Here is an 18474-nt window from a genome sequence, read left to right as displayed (position 1 = left end):
ACTTAAACTAAATAGCAATACAAATCAAGTCGTCCCAAAAGGGCGGCTTTTTATTATGTATAAACATCCTAGACATACAGAGAGAGAGAATTTATATGTTAAAGGGGGTCATGAACATTGAACAATACGGAGGTGCCTCATGACATGAACGTTTACGAGAAAGAATTAGCTGAATTGAAAACAGATTATAAAAATCTTGAACAACGTGTTGGAACTCTAGAGAGAACAACAGACAGACATGATCAGCAAATCATTAATATGACAGAAAAACTAAATAAGATTGATGATAATACGACCTGGATAAAACGGACTATTACTGGTGCCATTATTACTGCAGTTAGCACGGGAATTATTGGTGGAACTATAGCAATTGTATTTGGTGTTTGGAAAGGATAAGGGGGAAATAAAATGGATAAGGCAAAACAATATGTAGCAATGATTGGCGGTGCTCTTGGGGCACTGCTTTTATTTTTTCAATCATTAGGTTTTCAAATTGAATGGTTCAATGAAAATACGATTAATTCATTTATTAACTTTTTAACGGCTGCAATACCCCTGGGATTTGCTTTGTATGGAGTATATAAGAATCAATATTTAGTGACTAAGAAAGCTCAAAAACAAGAAGAAGTCTTGAAAAAGAATGGATTAAAGTAAGCTGCCCCCTGGGTGGCTTTTTATTTTAAATTAAAAGGAGACGATGGAAATGAACTTTACTAAACTTCCTCAATTGGTCGATCAAAGAGGTAAATTAAAATCAAATGGTACTTATTCAAAGCGTACTAAATCAATTACTCACCGTGTATGGCATCATTCTTTAACCAAAAAGGAATTAGCCGGTTCTGATGCTGCAAGCTTTGCGGCGTATCACGTAGGCACTCTGGGGTGGCCAGGAATAGGATATTCATTGGTTATCGAACCTAAGAATATTATTAATACACCAAACGGTAAAAGGGCTAGGATTGTATATGCAAATGATATTAACCGCAGGACCTATCATGTGGGGAATAGCAATCAGTTCTCCCTTGGTATTTGTGTTGCTGGTGATTATCGATATGACACTATGGATGAAGCCACAATTGCCAGTATTGCAGAACTTCACGCTGCACTTGTTAAAGATGGCATAGGGAAATATGACAAGGCCCATAATGAAATGCCAGGGTATAGTTGGAAAGCTTGTTGTGAATATAACTATAGAAATGTATTTGATTGGAAAGGTTCAAAAACTCCATCCAAACCAGCACCGGCTCCTGATGTTTATACTATCCAGGAAGGTGATACCTTATGGAGCATTGCCCATAAGGACGGAACGGGTGGAGTGCAAGTTGAAGATTTAATAAAAGCAAATCCTGGCATAGATCCAACTAAATTAAAAATCGGTCAGAAAATCAATTTCGGGAATGCCAAGGAGGTTATTGTTCAACCTGATATAAAAGAAGAACAATCTTCAGACAATGGAGATGAAACAATCAGATCTATTCAAAAAACCTTAAACAACCGTTATAATGCTGGTCTTGTTGTGGATGGAATTAATGGACCTAAAACTAAAACTGCATTAATCAAAGCTTTACAAACTGAACTTAATAAGCAGTTTAATAAAAAACTTGTTGTGGATGGTAAATGGGGAGATAAAACAAGGGCTGCCATTGTCACTATTGAAAAAGGTGCAAAGGGCAATCTTACATGGATCCTGCAGGCTTCTCTTTATTTAGAAGGATATAATCCTAGATCACTTGACTCCATCTTTGGAAAAGGTACTGAATATGCATTATTAAAATTCCAAAAAGCTAAAAAGATTACTGCAGATAAGAAGGCAGGTAAAGATACCTTCACGGAATTGTTTGCTGCATAATAAAAAAACAGGAATATAAAGGATTTTATTGGTTACAATACAAATGTGATAGGCCCTCACACGTTTCACTCATTGTAAGCCTTCTCTATATGGAGAGGGTTTTTTCTTTTTTTAGGATGAATAAAAGAATTTATAAGGATAAATTAAAATTAGGGTACCAACCGACCTCATGGTACACTTCCATCATTCAAAGCCCTTCTCTTAGTGAGAGGGGCTTGATTATTACTCTTTAGCTTTTGTTTTATCTCGTTTTAAAATACCTTCGCGTTTGCCCAAAGGTAATTTCGAATAAAAGTCGCTGAGTTTTTTCTTCTTAGTAATTAGTTCCTCAGTCATGTAATTAATCAATTCGAACAAGTACTCAATATTTTCTTGGTCATCATTTAAGTGAATTTCACCTGCGTGAATCCCTTCATTACCATAGATACGAATTGCATCCAATCCTTTTTGAATATGTTCCGGAATATCCTTTTTAACAAGTTCACCTATCATGTTATTGATAGAAGACTTTTTAATATTATATTCTTCAAGCTGTGGAATCATTGTTTCAATTCCTAGCCTTAGTAATGCTGCTGAAGCTCTTGGTGAGTGTTGGTAAACAAGTGCAGCTTCTTCGTAAATTCCTTTTACATCTTCCAACATATCTTCATGCGGATTAGGTAGTTCTGTTTCAAAAGGGTATATAATTTGTTTATTTTCCCATACAGTATATTTTTCACAATGATCGCACATCGATATATCCAAGTCCCATTCTTTACGAAACCTTGGCTCTGTAGGATTAATAAAAGAAACAAAAGCAATGGATTTAGCTACACTAGTAACGTTATCAACCTTATTAATTATAGGTCCATTTTTTTGAGGATCTTTATAAACTTTATACCATTCCTGAGGTGCTCTAACACCACACCTTGGACAATTAAATGCATTTAAATAATATTTAGGACTCACTGACTTTGTTCTCAACTTAATCGCATCCCTTTCCATCAAATAGTTAAAAAGGCATATCTCCCTAAATTTTAGCCTTAACCCTTTTAACTAACTCCGTAATATCGATATCTTCGTTATAAACCACTTGATCTATTCGAAAATCATCACTGGCAGCAAACTTGATTTTAATTTGCTGAATCCATTCATATGCCGCAATGGCTGCCGTCCAGTCTGGATCCTTTTTAAAGTCTGAATTTCTTACTGAGAAGCTTCCACTTTGAAAAAATCTGCTTCCTTTTGAATGTAAGTAAACCTTGATATTTATATTCATTCTTCAATACCTCAGTTTAAAATTCAATAGTAATCTCTTTAGGGTAAAAAATGGAGAGATCATCATTGTCATAAAGTACATCAGAAGGCATTAATCTAATTGAATTTATTCCTTTATCAACTGGAATTCCAAGTAGATTGTCATCTACTGATGCATTGTGAAGAATCTCGCTATTATTTGGATTCTTGCCAACCAAATCTTTAGTATTAATATCTATTTGATTTCCATTATCGGGCACTGCTGTTTCAAATCCATTGAATATAACTGTTTCTTCTGTTGTATTTTGAAGATTATACCTAACTTGAAGATACGTAAATTCATCGCCTACTTGAACATCGGCCATTAACGCTACATTTTCTTTGAATTCAGGGGCCACATCGGTAATAGTTAAAACTTTAGCGTCTATAACCTTTATTTTAAGACCACCTGTTTCGTATTCTTTATTGATATTAGCGATTTTATCTAAGGTAACTGTACCTACACCCTCATCATCTATGCTCTGACCAACTTTAGTTAATGGGCCTTCGCTCTTTGTTTCTGTTTTTTCTTCATTATGTTCCAAAATTGTAGCAGTGATCTGTGGGTTACCTGTTTCATCTTTACCATTTGTTGTTCCATACACAGTTACATTATCCCCAGCTTCATACTTCTCATCGACACTTAGTAAGTTTACAGTATAAATGCCGTTTTCATTATTCAAAATGAATGTCCCCAGAATGCCCTCTTCAAAAACAGATCCAATTTCACCTTTAACAAATACTTTTTTCTTATCTGGAGCATTATCACTATTTAACTCCTTATAATCTGCTTCAACAGCTTCTTCTTTTAATTTAGCGTTTAATTCATCTTGTGTAAGTCCCTTTGTTTCCACTGTTTCTTCAGTTTTATTACCCTCCACATCACCAGAAGTTTCCTTTTGTTTATCCCCACACCCTGCCAATAACAAAGCAGATAATCCTACAAATAATAATTTTTTCATTCTTCATCCTCCTCATATAAATCATCGACTTTAACCTCTAATAATTTAGCCAATTTAAATAACTGATCGACCGATGGATTGGTTTTCCCTTGACTCCAATTCGAAATAGTATTCCGAGATACCCCCATTTCCTTTTGAATATAATCCCTTTTAAATTTGGACTCTTTGAGCAATTTTCCAATATTAGATTTCATCTACATCACCACTATATAACATTCTCTGAATTAATATGTTTTCCTGCTTAGAAAAATTTGCATAACTTTATTTTTCATAGTACAGGCAAGTTATTGGGCATATGACCATAGACTTGAGTATACCAAATGAGATACCAGATTAAATTCCACCTTAGTAGTTTGTTCGGGAATATACCAGATTCATTATTATCAATGGTTTAGAGTGCTTTATTACGTTTCTAGATGTGAGGGAGACTTACTACGTAAGTTCCAATGAGGTGGCGTTGAAGGAGGGGAATGTGATGATTTTTGAAACAGTCTCTACAGCACTGATGGGAGGGCTTGCTTTAAAAGCACATTTGTCAAAAAACGGAGTGGGGAATGACTCGAAAAAACTGAACAGAATATTTGCTCTTAGCGGGCTTAATGTTAAGGATGGAAAACAAACTTTAACCACTCAATTAATCAAGAAGCGAAATCATGAATGGGGAACTGAATACCGGTACCGTATTCCGTTAGGAAGAAGTTTTGAGGATTACTTATCAAAGCAAAAAACCATTGAGGCAGGAATTAATACAAGGTCCGTAAAGGTGCAGTTAAAAGACCTAAAAGGGATCAAATTGGATAAAAACATCTTAACCACTATAAAGAGTCTATACACCAAGAAACTAACTGATATAAAGGAAATTGAGCTTTCTTATGATGGCTTGTTAATCATCCGAGTTTATAACGATCCTATGCCTAAACAAGTGAACTTTCAAAAAGGCAGTGATTGGAAAGTTTCTTTTGGTATTTGTAGAGAGAAAAACAAAGAGGTTTATCATGACTTTGAAGTGTTTCCTCATTTAGTTGAAGGAGGGGCAACCAGGTATGGAAAATCCAATTTGCTAAATTGCATAATAAATTCATTGCTGCAGCAACAACCGACAAATGTGAAATTTCATCTTATTGACCTAAAAGGCGGTGTGGAATTGTGCGACTATGAGGACATAGCTCAGACCGTTTCTATTGCATACGAACCAGAAGAGGCATTATTAACCTTGGAAAATGCTTATAAAGAAATGAGGGCTATGCAGAAGCGATTAAAAGCCATGGGCAAGAAGAACGTTCAAGAAGCTGGTATAACCGAACGAAACTTCATTATTGTTGATGAAGTTGGTGAATTGAACCCTGACGAAGAAGTTGATAAGGATATGAAAGTCATAAAAAGGATGTGTCAAAAGTATATGTCCCAAATAGCGAGGTTAGGGGCCGGGCTCTCTTATAGACAAATTCTAGCTACCCAGTATCCAACAGGTGATGTAATCCCTCGTGCCTGTAAACAGAATAGTGATGCAAAATTATGTTTTAGGGTTCAATCCGGTACTGCTTCCAATGTTGTATTGGATGGGACGGGGGCAGAAAAGCTTCCTGAAATAAAAGGTCGTGCTATTTATCAAACCGCAGATAAACAAGTCATTGTTCAAACCCCACTAATAACCTCTGAAATTATCAACGAAACAATCGGTCCTTTTATCATCAATAAAGGGGGTCCGAATATTGAAACGCCTAAACGAGAGGCAAGAGAGAATACTGTTATCTTTGAAGAAACTGGATTATCTTAACCGAGATCAATTAAGAGAAATACACCGATTAGGCGCCGTTAGAAATACCAACCGGATATTAAAAGATTTATCTCCATATTTATCAAGCTTCCGTGAAGAATACAGCACGATTTATTTTCTGAACAAAGAAGGAAGGGAATATGTGAACTCAAATAAAATCAGAAAGAAAAATAACTTTGTGAATCATGCGATTATGCGGAATGATTTTTATATACATGCCGGGTTCCCTCACGAATGGACCAATGAAATGAAGATACGTGATGATAAGTTCACTGTTATCTGTGATGCATGGTTTAAAAAGGATCGGAAGTTTCACTTTTTGGAAATTGATTCAATACAAAAAATGAAAGAGAATACTGTAAAGATTAGTCAGTACTCAGGGTTGTATCAAAATGGAGCTTTGAAAAGACATTTGGGTTATTTCCCTAAACTAATATGGGTGACGACTACAGAATATAGAAGAAAGAAACTTCGAGAATTATGCAAAGACTTGCCTTGTGATGTTTATACAACAGAAGAAATAAGATAAAAGGGGCGGTTTAAATGGCAAATGTGCAAGTGATTCCTTTTAACGACTTCATGACTGGGAGCTACAAGGCTAAACAAAAGAAAAAAAGAAAATCGCTTAATATCATAAAGAAAGTAAGCACATCTATCGCTATCCCGTTAATCATGGCAAAACCAGCAATGGCAGCAACCATGGACCTTGCTCCACCAGCGTCTGTTACTGCTGGCGCAAAGGAATGGATGGGAGAAGCTACTTTATCCACTTTAGCACATGTATTGGATCCTGTTGTCGATATACTAGTGGCTCTTAGCTTCCCTGTTGCTTCAGTCATCATTGTTGGGGCATGCTTTTACTTTATGTTTAATAATGCTGAAAAAGCTTGGAGTATGATTCAATCGGCTGGTCTTGGATATGTACTGATTCAAGTTTCACCATTGATTTTGAAGGTATTGAAAGAAGTAGGAAATGCAGTTTGAAAAAAGGCCACCTTTTAAGATGACCACTCCTAATAGTATTTATGAATCGTTACCTACCGGCAGTGGGAAAACAACGACACTATATTCCCTGCTTCACCACGCCCACGAGATGATAAATCGAAATATCATTACACTTGAAGATCCCATTGAAAATGTATCCGAAAAGGTATTGCAAGTCCAAATCAATGAAAAGGCGGGCATTACGTATTCCGTCGGCCTAAAAGCTGTTTTGAGGCATGACCCGGATGTGATCATGGTTGGCGAAGTCAGGGATGCAGAAACTGCCAAAATCGCAGTCCGTGCCGCATTAACCGGTCATTTGATACTAACGACCATGCATACGAGGGACGCCCAGGGCGCCATCTCCAGATTACTGGAATTTGGTGTCAGCTTACTTGAGGTTGAACAGAGTTTGATTGGCGTTACAGCTCAGCGGCTGGTTGAATTGCGATGTCTTCCGTGTAAAGGGGACTGTGCTTTAGCTTGCAAAATGACTGCAAGGAATAAAAGGGCAAGTGTATATGAATTGCTATATGGGAAAAGTCTGGCTGAAGTTCTCCGGATAATGGGAGATGAAAAGGGAAAGGCAACGGTCAGCTACCGCCAATTAAAGGATGAAATCGGAAAAGCGGTTGCGATGGGATATGTGGAATCTCAGGAATATGAACGGCTGGTATACCATGAAACCAAAAAGTAAATGGAAGGTAAAAGAGCAGGCGGTCTTTATTTCGAAGCTAGGTGAATTATTGAATCATGGTTATCCTTTGGCGGAAGCTTTACATTTTCTTGAGTTTCAGGAATCAAAGAAGAAAGCGGAAGACTTCACTCAGGCTATAGCCGATTTAAGGAACGGCTACCCGTTGCACATGGTGCTGACCCATCTTAATTTTCATCCGCAGCTTGTAAGTTATATATTTTATGGGGAACAATATGGCGACCTGGAACGGGCGTTGAAAGAAGGAGGGCGATATTGGAAGAAAAGAATCGAGGATATGGATAAAGTGAAAAAGTTAATGGTGTATCCTGTATTCTTAGTCTTGTTTGTAAGCATCGTTTTTTATATTCTTCAGAGTGTTCTCCTTCCCCAATTCCAGACCATCTATTTCACGATGGATGTCGATCAGCATATTCTCTTAAGATTAATGGCAGCCTCCACGTTCATTCTTCCAGCACTACCCTTCTTATTACTCGGATTGCTCCTATTCTTGTATGCACTCAAACGATTTTGGTTCAATGGATTATGCCCTTTAAGGCAGCGCAGGATTTTGATGGGAATTCCGATATTCGGGAGGTTCATCAAATTATACGAAACTTATTTTTTTACAAGCCAATTCAGTGGCTTGCTTTCCGGAGGACTATCGATTAACGATAGCATCAAATTATTCTCGATAAATCAACAACAGCCTTTTTACCAAAAACTTTGCAATATCATCAAGGATGATCTGATCGAGGGCAGATCACTTGAAATGATTTTTCGGGAGCTCCCATATTTTGATGGGAATTTACCGGTAGTCGCTGCAAATGGTCAAAAATACGGCAGACTTGATGCCGAGTTACTTCATTACAGTCGTTTTATTCTGGAGAAAATTGAAGAGAGGATGAATGCAATCTTGAAAATCATTCAGCCTCTAATGTTTTCACTGATAGGTCTTTTGATTGTGTCCATTTATATGGCGGTTTTGCTGCCGATGTTCTCACTGCTCGAAGGTTTATAGGATTTCATTTTTGTATTCCGGAGGTGAAAATGCCCGAAGGTCATCTGGTACAGATCTTCAGGAGCATGATGATATGATGAAGAAAGTGATGAATGAACGTGGTTTTACACTAATTGAAATGCTTATAGTTTTACTGGTGATATCCATCCTTTTGATTATCACAATCCCTAATATCACGAAAAACCAATCCACAATCCAGTCTAAAGGATGTGAAGCTTTCGTGAAGATGGCCCAAGCACAGGTGCAGGCTTTTGAAATCGATAATGGTAAACTGCCCGGAAGTATCGGTGAATTGGAAAGTCAAGGCTATCTCAAACAGACATCCTGTCCTAATGGGGATGAAATCAGTTTGGATAGTAAAGGAAAGATAACGGTCGTTGAGTAGGCGAGAAGTGAATATACGGCATTCCGATGGTGGATATACACTATCTGAAACCCTTATTGTCCTCGCTATTTTTGTACTCCTTATTTCCATCGGTCCTAATCTATATCCCAGCTTCACTAAAGGAATGGAAAATAGGCTTTTTCTTTCACAATTTCATGAAGATCTTTTCTATGCTCAACAGTATGCCATCAGTCATGAGAGCTTGATTTACCTCCATATTGATAATGCCGAAAAGGTTTATACCGTTTCGTCTTATAAGGAGGGGATCGTTCTAGAGAGAAGCATACCAGAGGATATCCAGTTTTTAAGCGGCACTTTGGGGTTCAGATTTCATTTTAATCAATATGGAAATGCATCCAAAGCCGGAACGATTATGATTGATACCTCAAAGGGAAAGTACAAGCTGGTCCTCAATATCGGTAAAGGGAGGTTCCGGATTGAGAAATTGTAAAGGGTACGTCTACCTTGAGCTGATGGCCGCATTTTCCGTTTGTATATTACTGGTCCTTGCCATTTTACCAATTCTTGAAGAGGTATTGACGCATCGGAAAGATATTTCCGTAAGGACTGAAGCCCACCATTTATTATATGAAAGATTGACGGCGTTCATGGATGGGGAGATTCAAGCAGTTGGTCAGGAAATCATTTACAAAAAAAGAAGCTTTGAATTGGTTTGGAAGGACCATGGGGATTTCCCGGGAATGATTGAAGGGTGTGTACGCTATGAAGTTGAGATGGGTAATAGGGAATCCATTTGTGATGCTGCGAAAAAATGATGGCTTTACGATGATCGAATTGCTTATTTCTTTATTGATTTTAATGACGACGTCGCTTTTCGTTCTGCAGCTCTTCTCGATCATTCACACCCAGATGAGGTCTGTTGATAAATTGCATCCTAAGGAATGGGAGGTCTTTACCATGCAAATGAAGCAGGAGGTCCGGAGTTCCAAAGCTCAAGATGTAATGGGAAATAAATTATATTTGCTTTCAGGTGAACAATTATCATCGCTGGAACAATATGAAGATAAGGTCCGAAGACGAGTGGATGGTATGGGGCATGAGGTCATCTTGCAGAACATTTCGGAATTCCAGGTCAATAAGGATGGCAGTGTCATTGTTATAAATATAACGGATAAAACAGGGACTACTTTCAGTCGAAGATTTCATCCTTTCTTTAGGAATGATACGAAACTCGATGAATAATCAAAAAGGAGTCGTTTTCCCGATGGTAATGATTGTGGCGAGTGTTTTCATCATGTTCACGATACTGATGATCGACCAGTTTATCATTGATAAAAAGTTTTATAAAGAAGTGGAAGAGTCGCTTGTGGCCGATCATCTTGTCCATCTAGCCATCAAGGATGTGACGGCAGAGTGGGGCGAAGAGGTTCCGAAAATCATCCAGGGGGAAATATCATATCCCAATGGTGTGGTGCGCTATTCCTTAATGAAGCAAGAAGGTCCTTACGTCTATATCGAGTTTTCCTCCAAAACTAAAAATGATCGAGAGGGCAGGGTCATCATTCAATACGATAAAGAAGCGGGGGAAGTGAAAGAATGGATGGAGAAGCAAGCTGTGTAATAGCAAAATCAGGGAACGCGAGAGGTTTACAGTGGAGGGAGCAAGGGGAAGGAATAAAAAAAGCGTAAACCGGACATACTTTGCGTAGGGTGATGATTTTATATGTCTACAAACGCTTATATTAAATATCTGACGCAGCAGCTTGTCGAGTATTTCAATCTGACGAAAAAAGAACGAAAAGAAAAACGCCTTCACAGAAAAGAGGATAAAAACCAGGGTATGTCCCATTGGTTTGGCATTGTCCCTTTTGCTTTGTCGATGTTTATAAGGAAAACGATCAAAAAGTAAAACAGATGTCCTGAACTTTGGACATCTGTTTTTTTGTTCTCTACTTATCCCAACGCCCTATCTGAAAGGTAAAATAATCCTCCGTTTATGATGGATATTCTGATGTTGGGTTCATATTGTGCTTTTAGTGCTTCTTTTTCGGTATAATAGCTCTCACTTTTTTCCTCCATATCCTTGTAAAAATGCTCCAATAAATTCAAGTCATTCTGCCAGCGCAGCATTGCTTCCTCCGCCCAGGAATGATCATCATCCTCGAAACTGGTTCTGATGTATGTATCCAGTCTTGCCAATCCACTCTTGGGCATGATCAGAGGTGAAAGCGTAAAAGAGTAATCCGGTATTTTCGGGGTGACGTTAATCGGTAAAACCCGATGGTGAAACTCTTCCATTATTTCACCTGAGATTAAATTCAATCCGATTGACATGAAAGTATCTTTTTTGCGGTCGCATTGATAGGATATTTTCACATTCAGGGTCAGCCAAGGAAACAAAGGATTATTTTTGCCTTTTGATGGAGGCGTATTCTCAAAAAGTCTAGTATACCCTGCCAGCTTTTTGGTTGATTGAATAATCTGGTGAAGGCGAGGGGAGCCAAAATGAATCATTTCTCCCTTTAAATCGGATGGAGCTTGTTCTGGATCGGTAATGAAAGTGATTTGTGCCGGGTTCGGAACACCTCCTGTTTTTTCTAGATAATGCCAATAAAAGGGTCTGTTCATTAATTCTTTATCCATTTCAATCGTCAATTGCACTGTAAGGTGGGTTGGTGCATTATCCAGTATTTCACAATCATTGGCTTTAAAGAAAGTGATTAAAAAATCATGAATTTCCCGTTGCTGCATGAACCTCACCTTCCTTCATTGATTGAGCGAATTGGATCAATGATGAAAAATTATCCATCTTGATTTTCATTTCGCCCTCTGTTTTGGACTCGCCGACCACATCTATTAAATATTCTTCAATGTTATTAATATCCAGTTTGGTTAGAATATCATCCAATTCACCGATTACTTTTTCAAATAAATTTATTTTTTCGTATAGTAACTTCAGTATATGTTCTTCAACTGTATTTTTCGTGGCAAAGTTATAAATCATCACATCTTCTTCCTGACCAAGGCGGTGAATCCGTCCAATTCTTTGTTCAAGCCTCATTGGGTTCCATGGCAGGTCAAAATTAATCAAGTGATGGCAAAACTGAAGGTTTATCCCTTCCCCGCCAGCTTCTGTTGCGATTAATACCTGAATATTCTTTTGGAATAATTCACGCATCCAGTCTTTCTTTCCGCGCTTAAAACCGCCTCGGAAAGGAACAGAAGAAATTCCATTCTGCTGTAGGTACCATTGGAGATATAGTTGAGTCGCCCTATATTCCGTAAAGATGATCACTTTGTCATCAATTTTCTTGATTAGTTCCAAAGCTTTTTCAGCCTTTGAGTTCTGGACCGTTTCATTCACTTTAGTAAATAAATCATCAAGCTTTGCCAAAAAATCAGGGGAAGGCTGTTCGTATTTATCTCTCATATTCTTTAATGTATAAAAGACAGCCTCTCTGCTGCTGCATGCTTCCCTTTGGAGAGTGAGAGCCGAAAAGGCGCTTCCTTTTGATCCATCCGAAATTGGCTTGAAATTGGAAACAGCATCATACAATGCTTGTTCCGTTGGAGAAAATTCAATGGTGATGGTTTCCACATGCCGTTTTGTCCATTCAATGCCAGTATCGGCCCGCCGGTTTCGAATCATGACAGTGTTGACCAGTTCCTTTAGGTGTTCATCTTCAATTATGTTCCGGCCTTTCCCTTTATACTTTTCCGAAAAGAGTGAGGCATTTCCCAAGTGGCCCGGTTTCAATAACGAAACGAGGTGGAAAATCTCCTCGACTTTATTTTGAATCGGTGTGGCTGTCAGGAGTAAACAAAATTTCTTTTTCAGATTTTGTACGAATTCATAGTTCTTCGTCTTATTATTTTTAAGTTTATGAGCTTCATCAATAATGATGAAGTCATATTCCTGAGTAAAGATGATATCTCGATGTGGAGCGCGTTTCGCTGTATCAATGGATGAAATGACCACATCACAGGAGTCCCAGACATAACTTTTTCTCTGAACGACTGCCGGAATATGAAACTTGGTATTCAATTCAAATGCCCATTGTGTGACAAGGGAAGCCGGAACAAGGATCAATACTTTTTTTACAAGGCCCCTAATCATATACTCTTTTAGGATCAAGCCTGCTTCAATTGTTTTTCCCAGCCCTACCTCATCAGCCAAAATGGCTTTTCCATTCATCTTTTCGACTACTTGCTTCGCCGCTTCCAATTGATGGGGAAGCGGGGTTAACTGAGGAAGGTGCTTGGGCGCCTGTAAACCTTCAAAATCAGGGATGATAAGATTTTCCTCCATTTGAACCGCCAACTTATAAAGCTCCCAATTTCCCCATGGACCGTCATTTTCCATCTTTTGCAGAAACTCGTCATTCCATTCAGAATTGAAGGATATATTGATTTTCATAGAAATAACTCCCTCTTAAATCATAATTTCCTTAATATAAGGTCAAAACCCGAACATTTCATATGTGAAGTAAGAAAAATATTTCTCTTCAAAAGATATTGCAGAGATAAGTTTCTTAGGGTAGGATATAAGTATATTTAGAAAATTCCAATTTCCAAACGCTACAAAGAATGATTGTACTTCGATTTTGCAGTTCGCGTTTTCTTAGTATGGGCTATAGGCTCCTAATTTATCCAAGATTACTGAAGGAGATCAGTTTAACGGTTTCTGAAGTTTTAGGAGAATTGGCAGAGAATGCATTCCATTTATGGTCAAAGGTTTTACCGATGCATGGGGCTTATTCGCTTCCTTTCAATGGTAGACCATTTATATGCGGGTGAAGATAAGGGGAGAGACTACGGATGTAGCGCCGAAGGAGCAAACTTAGCAGTGAATCTCTCAGGCAAAAGAACTCTTATTGGACGCAACTCTGGAGAGCGCCGCCCGTTATGGGACGGCCACCAAAGGGGAAAACCTATTACATAGGTAAACTTTCAGGTTTCAGGACAGAGAAAAAGCTCAAACGGGCTTTCTCTGTCCTTTTTTGTGCTTTTTTCACATCATGAATCAGGATGTATCTGATGCGTAATGACAAGAAGCTTTTGATAATGAAGCCGATTAATTTTTAAAAAAATCTGAAGGGGGTCATTTTTTGACCAATTTAAAAAGAACACCACTATTTGAGGTTTATCGTGAATACGGAGGTAAAACGATTGATTTTGGCGGCTGGGAACTTCCTGTCCAATTTTCGGGTATAAAGGATGAACATGAAGCCGTACGATCAAAAGCGGGATTATTTGATGTTTCCCATATGGGGGAAGTCGATGTTAAGGGGCCTGGGAGCCTTTCCTTTTTACAGAAGATGCTGACCAATGATATATCAAAGCTGCAACAGGGCGGTGCCCAATATACGGCCATGTGTTATGAAAACGGAGGCACGGTTGATGATCTTATCGTGTATAAAAGGGCTGAGGACGACTATCTGCTCGTGGTCAATGCAGCGAATACAGAAAAAGATTTCAATTGGCTGCAAGCTAATTTAACGGAAGATGCCCAAATTACGAATGTATCAAGTGACTATACACAGCTGGCACTTCAAGGACCAGCTGCAGAGAAGATATTACAAAAACTATCAGGAAGTACTGACTTAAGTGAAATTGGATTTTTCAGGTTCAAGGATAATGTCATGATTAACGGTATCTCCACGCTGGTATCCCGGACTGGATACACTGGTGAAGATGGTTTTGAAATATATAGCGACAGTAAAAATGGCCCTGCCCTTTGGAAGGCGATTATGGATGCCGGTAAGGAAGAGGGGGTTCAGCCGATTGGTTTAGGTGCTCGTGATACCCTGCGTTTTGAAGCGAAACTGCCGCTGTATGGGCAGGAGCTTTCTGCGGACATCACCCCGATAGAAGCGGGGATTGGTTTTGCAGTAAAAGTGGATAAGGAAGTTGATTTTTTCGGGAAAGCCGTTCTTGCTGAGCAAAAGGAGAAAGGGGCTCCCCGAAAGCTTGTGGGAATTGAAATGATTGACCGTGGCATTCCACGTCATGGGTATAAGGTCTACAGCGGTGATGAAGTCATTGGCGAGGTCACGACTGGTACCCAATCGCCAACATTGAAGAAAAACGTTGGATTGGTACTAATCGATAAGGAATTTTCGGTGCTGGATGCGGAAGTCGAAGTGGAAATCCGTTCCAAACGTTTGAAAGCCGTTATAATACAAACACCTTTTTATAAAAAACCACGTAAATAGAGAGGAATGGTCATTAGATGAAACATCGTTATTTACCCATGACAGAGCAAGATAAACAAGAAATGCTGGAAGCGATAGGGGTAGCCACTGCTGAAGAACTTTTCAATGATATCCCTGAAAGCGTTCGTTTTCAAGGAGAATACGATATCAAGCCTGCTAAATCGGAACCTGCATTAATGAAAGAATTATCAAAACTTGCTGCAAAGAATGCGGACCTTAAAAATTATGCTTCCTTCCTTGGTGCGGGTGTCTATGACCATTACGCGCCGGTCATCGTCGATCATGTTCTTTCCCGTTCTGAGTTTTATACGGCGTATACACCCTATCAGCCTGAAATTTCACAGGGAGAGCTTCAAGCAATCTTTGAATATCAAACGATGATATGTGAATTGACGGGCATGGATGTGGCTAACTCCTCCATGTATGACGGCGGGACGGCGTTGGCTGAAGCAGCAATGCTTGCTTCAGGACAGACAAGGCGGAAGAAGATTCTCATTTCAGGAACCGTCCATCCTGAATCAAGAGAAGTTGTGAAGACATATGCGAAAGGGCAACGCGTGGAAGTGATCGAAATTCCTCATAAAGACGGTGTGACGGACTTAGCTGCTTTAAGGGAATTGGCGAATGATGACATTGCAGGAGTGATCGTGCAATACCCGAACTTTTTTGGCAGGATCGAGCCATTGAAAGAAATGGAAGAAATCATTCATGGCGTCAAGTCCATGTTTATCGTTTCCAGTAATCCGCTTGCATTGGGAGCTTTGACATCCCCTGGTGCACTCGGTGCAGATATCGTAACGGGGGATGCTCAGCCATTCGGTATTCCAGCGGCATTCGGGGGCCCTCATTGTGGATATTTTGCGGTTACTAATAAACTTGTACGGAAAGTTCCAGGCCGACTCGTCGGTCAAACGGTCGATGAGAATGGAAAAAGAGGGTTTGTACTCACGCTTCAAGCTCGTGAACAGCACATTCGCCGTGACAAAGCCACATCCAACATATGTTCCAATCAAGCTTTGAATGCCTTGGCAGCTTCTGTTGCTATGACCGCACTTGGGAAAAAGGGTGTCAAAGAAATGGCCGTGCAAAATATTCAAAAAGCACATTATGCGAAAAAAGCAATTATGGCAAAAGGGGTGGAAGTGATATTCGACGGTCCTTCATTTAATGAATTTGTCATTAAACTGCCTGCTCCGTTTTCAGAGATCAATAAAAAACTTTTTGAAAAAGGGATGATCGGCGGCTTCGATTTAGGGGCGGTTTATCCTGAATTGAAAGACCATATGCTGGTTGCGGTAACTGAACTAAGAACAAAAGAAGAAATTGATGCACTTGCGCAGGAATTGGGGGATCAACATGAATAATCAAGATCAATCACTCATTTTTGAAATCAGTACTTCCGGCAGGATCGGGTACAGTCTGCCAGAAATGGATGTTGCGACTATTCCGCTCGAAGAAATTCTTCCTGCCGACTACATCCGTGAAGAAGAGGCAGAGCTTCCTGAGGTGTCCGAACTGGATATCATGCGTCACTATACTGCACTTTCCAAACGGAATCATGGGGTGGATTCCGGTTTTTATCCGCTGGGTTCATGCACGATGAAATATAATCCGAAAATAAATGAAAATGTGGCACGCTTCAATGGTTTTGCCCATATCCATCCATATCAAGATCCCGCTACTGTACAAGGAGCATTGGGACTATTATTTGATTTGCAGGAACACTTAACGGAAATCACCGGGATGGACCAAGTGACACTACAGCCTGCAGCAGGTGCCCACGGTGAATGGACAGGATTGATGATGATTCGCGCTTTTCACGAAGCGAATGGCGATACAGAACGGACGAAAGTGATTGTACCTGATTCGGCCCATGGTACGAATCCTGCCTCTGCCACTGTTGCCGGACTAGAAACGATTACAGTGAAGTCCGATGAAAATGGGTTAGTCGACCTTGAAGATTTAAAACGTGTTGTCGGACCGGATACGGCGGCCTTGATGCTCACGAACCCCAATACATTGGGATTGTTTGAAGAAAATATTTTGGAAATGGCACAACTTGTCCATGACGCAGGTGGCAAGCTTTATTATGATGGAGCGAATCTGAATGCAGTCCTATCAAAAGCACGACCGGGGGACATGGGCTTTGATGTGGTTCATTTAAATCTCCATAAAACATTCACAGGCCCGCATGGAGGCGGAGGCCCGGGTTCTGGTCCTGTAGGTGTGAAGTCCGACTTGATTCCTTACTTGCCTAAACCTCTTATAGTCAAGCAAGGTGAGCAATTCGTCCTTGATTATGATCGTCCGCAATCCATTGGCAGGGTAAAACCTTATTATGGTAATTTCGGAATAAACGTGAGGGCATATACGTACATTCGTTCAATGGGTCCTGATGGCCTTAAAGCGGTCACAGAGAACGCGGTCATCAATGCCAATTATATGATGCGCAAGTTGGAACCTTATTTTGACTTACCATATAATCGTCATTGTAAACATGAATTCGTATTAAGCGGACGCCGGCAAAAGAAATTGGGGGTAAGGACTCTCGATATAGCTAAAAGATTGCTGGATTTCGGGTATCATCCTCCAACCATTTACTTCCCGTTGAACGTGGAAGAAGGAATGATGATAGAACCGACTGAAACCGAGTCAAAAGAAACGCTGGATGCGTTCATCGATGCGATGATCCAGATTGCCAAGGAAGCGGAGGAAACTCCGGAAATCGTTCAGGAAGCTCCGCATACAACCGTTATAAAGCGGCTTGATGAAACTCTTGCTGCAAGAAAACCCGTTTTGCGTTATCAAGCTTAGATTAGTAGCTTACACGAAAAAAATCCCTGCCTGCCGGCGGGGATTTTTCATGTTTATGTAAGATTCCATTAAAGTCCAACTGTTGACTTTCTTTTACTTGAGCTATGGAATTAAAAAGAGCCCATGCCGAGATGGGGTCTTATTTCTTTGCTTTGATTTTCCCGGTCCACATCTTGAAACCGCCCTTTAAGTGGAAAAGTTCCCTGTAGCCCTTTTTGTATAGCATGGCTGCAGCTCTGCCGCTGATGATTTCGCTTTGAGCGTACAAATATACAGGCTTGTCCGGCCTAATTTCGACCAAGCGGGTTTTCATTTGAGTCATAGGGATGTTTCTTGCGCCTAAGATATGACCATTTTCGAAATCATTCGGTTCCCGCACATCGATTAGCTGCACTTTTCTGTAGTTGGCGATAAATTCGTCCTGTGTTAGTGTTTTAACGATTTTACGCTGGCGGTACCAATTAAAAAGTGAATACGCAATAACCACTCCTAGGATGATGAGCAGTGTATATAATATTTCCAAACATAAAAACTCCC

At 39.7% G+C, this 18474-nt stretch carries 23 protein-coding genes, 1 pseudogene and 2 riboswitches; of the genes and pseudogenes, 17 read left to right on the top strand and 7 right to left on the bottom strand.

All coding sequences use genetic code 11. The annotated features are described in order from the left end of the window. The first annotated feature begins 144 nt into the window (after positions 1-144). The 3 genes from J7I90_RS18770 to J7I90_RS18760 are packed head-to-tail and all read left to right on the top strand — an operon-like array spanning position 145 to position 1849. Positions 145-396, top strand: a complete 252-nt coding sequence (locus J7I90_RS18770) for a hemolysin XhlA family protein (RefSeq protein ID WP_214773316.1) — start codon at positions 145-147, stop codon at positions 394-396. A gap of 12 nt (positions 397-408) precedes the next feature. Then, complete coding sequence (locus tag J7I90_RS18765) at positions 409-654, top strand: phage holin (protein ID WP_214773284.1); 246 nt, start codon at positions 409-411, stop codon at positions 652-654. Between the two features lie 49 nt (positions 655-703). Continuing rightward, positions 704-1849 (top strand): peptidoglycan-binding protein, encoded by a 1146-nt coding sequence (locus J7I90_RS18760; RefSeq protein ID WP_214773282.1) that lies wholly within the window; start codon positions 704-706, stop codon positions 1847-1849. A 222-nt stretch (positions 1850-2071) separates the two neighbouring features. On the opposite strand, the gene J7I90_RS18755 is transcribed toward J7I90_RS18760, so the two are convergent. Genes J7I90_RS18755 through J7I90_RS18740 form a run of 4 tightly spaced genes read right to left on the bottom strand, consistent with a single transcriptional unit; the run spans position 2072 to position 4280 of the window. Beyond that, positions 2072-2833, bottom strand: coding sequence for a DUF4145 domain-containing protein (locus tag J7I90_RS18755; protein WP_214773280.1), 762 nt, complete (start codon positions 2831-2833; stop codon positions 2072-2074). Between the two features lie 25 nt (positions 2834-2858). Further along, on the bottom strand, positions 2859-3107 hold the full coding sequence (locus tag J7I90_RS18750) for a hypothetical protein (protein ID WP_214773278.1): 249 nt from the start codon (positions 3105-3107) through the stop codon (positions 2859-2861). Positions 3108-3123: 16 nt separating this feature from the next. After that, positions 3124-4086, bottom strand: coding sequence for a hypothetical protein (locus J7I90_RS18745; protein WP_214773276.1), 963 nt, complete (start codon positions 4084-4086; stop codon positions 3124-3126). Further along, complete coding sequence (locus tag J7I90_RS18740) at positions 4083-4280, bottom strand: helix-turn-helix transcriptional regulator (RefSeq protein WP_214773275.1); 198 nt, start codon at positions 4278-4280, stop codon at positions 4083-4085. Before J7I90_RS18740 ends, J7I90_RS18745 begins: the two co-directional genes overlap by 4 nt. Positions 4281-4561: 281 nt before the next feature. Between J7I90_RS18740 and J7I90_RS18735 the strand changes: the two genes are divergently transcribed. The 11 genes and pseudogenes from J7I90_RS18735 (at position 4562) to J7I90_RS18685 (ending at position 10817) form a co-directional block, all read left to right on the top strand. Next, complete coding sequence (locus J7I90_RS18735) at positions 4562-5863, top strand: FtsK/SpoIIIE domain-containing protein (protein WP_214773274.1); 1302 nt, start codon at positions 4562-4564, stop codon at positions 5861-5863. After that, positions 5799-6392: a replication-relaxation family protein gene (locus J7I90_RS18730; protein WP_214773273.1), complete on the top strand. Its 594-nt coding sequence runs from the start codon at positions 5799-5801 to the stop codon at positions 6390-6392. Before J7I90_RS18735 ends, J7I90_RS18730 begins: the two co-directional genes overlap by 65 nt. Before the next feature lie 14 nt (positions 6393-6406). After that, complete coding sequence (locus J7I90_RS18725) at positions 6407-6847, top strand: hypothetical protein (RefSeq protein ID WP_214773272.1); 441 nt, start codon at positions 6407-6409, stop codon at positions 6845-6847. A 52-nt stretch (positions 6848-6899) separates the two neighbouring features. After that, positions 6900-7544 (top strand): annotated as a pseudogene (locus J7I90_RS18720) (ATPase, T2SS/T4P/T4SS family); the annotation flags it as partial. Continuing rightward, on the top strand, positions 7528-8562 hold the full coding sequence (comGB, locus tag J7I90_RS18715) for a competence type IV pilus assembly protein ComGB (RefSeq protein ID WP_214773270.1): 1035 nt from the start codon (positions 7528-7530) through the stop codon (positions 8560-8562). The pseudogene J7I90_RS18720 and the gene comGB, both read left to right, overlap by 17 nt. A 76-nt stretch (positions 8563-8638) precedes the next feature. Then, positions 8639-8947 carry a competence type IV pilus major pilin ComGC gene (comGC, locus tag J7I90_RS18710; protein WP_285289449.1) on the top strand — a complete coding sequence of 103 codons (309 nt, stop codon included), beginning with the start codon at positions 8639-8641 and terminating at the stop codon, positions 8945-8947. A gap of 7 nt (positions 8948-8954) precedes the next feature. After that, positions 8955-9398 (top strand): competence type IV pilus minor pilin ComGD, encoded by a 444-nt coding sequence (gene comGD, locus J7I90_RS18705; protein ID WP_214773269.1) that lies wholly within the window; start codon positions 8955-8957, stop codon positions 9396-9398. Beyond that, a complete protein-coding gene (locus J7I90_RS18700; RefSeq protein WP_214773268.1) occupies positions 9385-9723 on the top strand; it encodes a hypothetical protein in 339 nt (112 codons plus the stop codon). Before comGD ends, J7I90_RS18700 begins: the two co-directional genes overlap by 14 nt. Beyond that, complete coding sequence (gene comGF, locus J7I90_RS18695; RefSeq protein ID WP_214773314.1) at positions 9671-10150, top strand: competence type IV pilus minor pilin ComGF; 480 nt, start codon at positions 9671-9673, stop codon at positions 10148-10150. The genes J7I90_RS18700 and comGF overlap by 53 nt, the downstream gene beginning before the upstream one ends. After that, positions 10143-10529: a competence type IV pilus minor pilin ComGG gene (gene comGG, locus J7I90_RS18690; RefSeq protein ID WP_214773267.1), complete on the top strand. Its 387-nt coding sequence runs from the start codon at positions 10143-10145 to the stop codon at positions 10527-10529. Before comGF ends, comGG begins: the two co-directional genes overlap by 8 nt. Positions 10530-10631: 102 nt before the next feature. Further along, positions 10632-10817: a YqzE family protein gene (locus tag J7I90_RS18685; protein WP_057278811.1), complete on the top strand. Its 186-nt coding sequence runs from the start codon at positions 10632-10634 to the stop codon at positions 10815-10817. 44 nt (positions 10818-10861) lie between these two features. Here J7I90_RS18685 and J7I90_RS18680 read toward each other — a convergent pair whose 3' ends face one another. After that, positions 10862-11659: a YqhG family protein gene (locus J7I90_RS18680; RefSeq protein WP_214773266.1), complete on the bottom strand. Its 798-nt coding sequence runs from the start codon at positions 11657-11659 to the stop codon at positions 10862-10864. Then, a complete protein-coding gene (locus J7I90_RS18675; RefSeq protein ID WP_214773265.1) occupies positions 11637-13325 on the bottom strand; it encodes a DEAD/DEAH box helicase in 1689 nt (562 codons plus the stop codon). Before J7I90_RS18675 ends, J7I90_RS18680 begins: the two co-directional genes overlap by 23 nt. 376 nt (positions 13326-13701) lie before the next feature. After that, a riboswitch (glycine riboswitch) is annotated at positions 13702-13789 on the top strand. Positions 13790-13792: 3 nt separating this feature from the next. Further along, a riboswitch (glycine riboswitch) is annotated at positions 13793-13876 on the top strand. Positions 13877-14016: 140 nt separating this feature from the next. On the opposite strand from J7I90_RS18675, the gene gcvT reads away from it, so the two are divergent. From gcvT to gcvPB, 3 genes are read left to right on the top strand one after another with little or no spacing between them, the layout of a single operon-like run. Next, the gene (gene gcvT, locus J7I90_RS18670) at positions 14017-15123 is read left to right on the top strand and encodes a glycine cleavage system aminomethyltransferase GcvT (RefSeq protein WP_214773264.1); all 1107 of its coding nucleotides are present in this window, start codon (positions 14017-14019) and stop codon (positions 15121-15123) included. Between the two features lie 17 nt (positions 15124-15140). After that, complete coding sequence (gene gcvPA / locus J7I90_RS18665; RefSeq protein WP_214773263.1) at positions 15141-16487, top strand: aminomethyl-transferring glycine dehydrogenase subunit GcvPA; 1347 nt, start codon at positions 15141-15143, stop codon at positions 16485-16487. Beyond that, complete coding sequence (gene gcvPB, locus J7I90_RS18660) at positions 16480-17937, top strand: aminomethyl-transferring glycine dehydrogenase subunit GcvPB (protein ID WP_053535687.1); 1458 nt, start codon at positions 16480-16482, stop codon at positions 17935-17937. The genes gcvPA and gcvPB overlap by 8 nt, the downstream gene beginning before the upstream one ends. Positions 17938-18076: 139 nt before the next feature. Here gcvPB and J7I90_RS18655 read toward each other — a convergent pair whose 3' ends face one another. Then, a complete protein-coding gene (locus J7I90_RS18655; protein WP_034308355.1) occupies positions 18077-18460 on the bottom strand; it encodes a rhodanese-like domain-containing protein in 384 nt (127 codons plus the stop codon). Positions 18461-18474: the final 14 nt, after the last annotated feature.

This window comes from Bacillus sp. ISL-57 (assembly GCF_018613135.1).
Lineage (GTDB): Bacteria > Bacillota > Bacilli > Bacillales > DSM-1321 > Peribacillus > Peribacillus frigoritolerans.
Note: the sequence above shows the minus strand (reverse complement) of the source record. Positions and strands in the feature narration are given on the sequence as shown.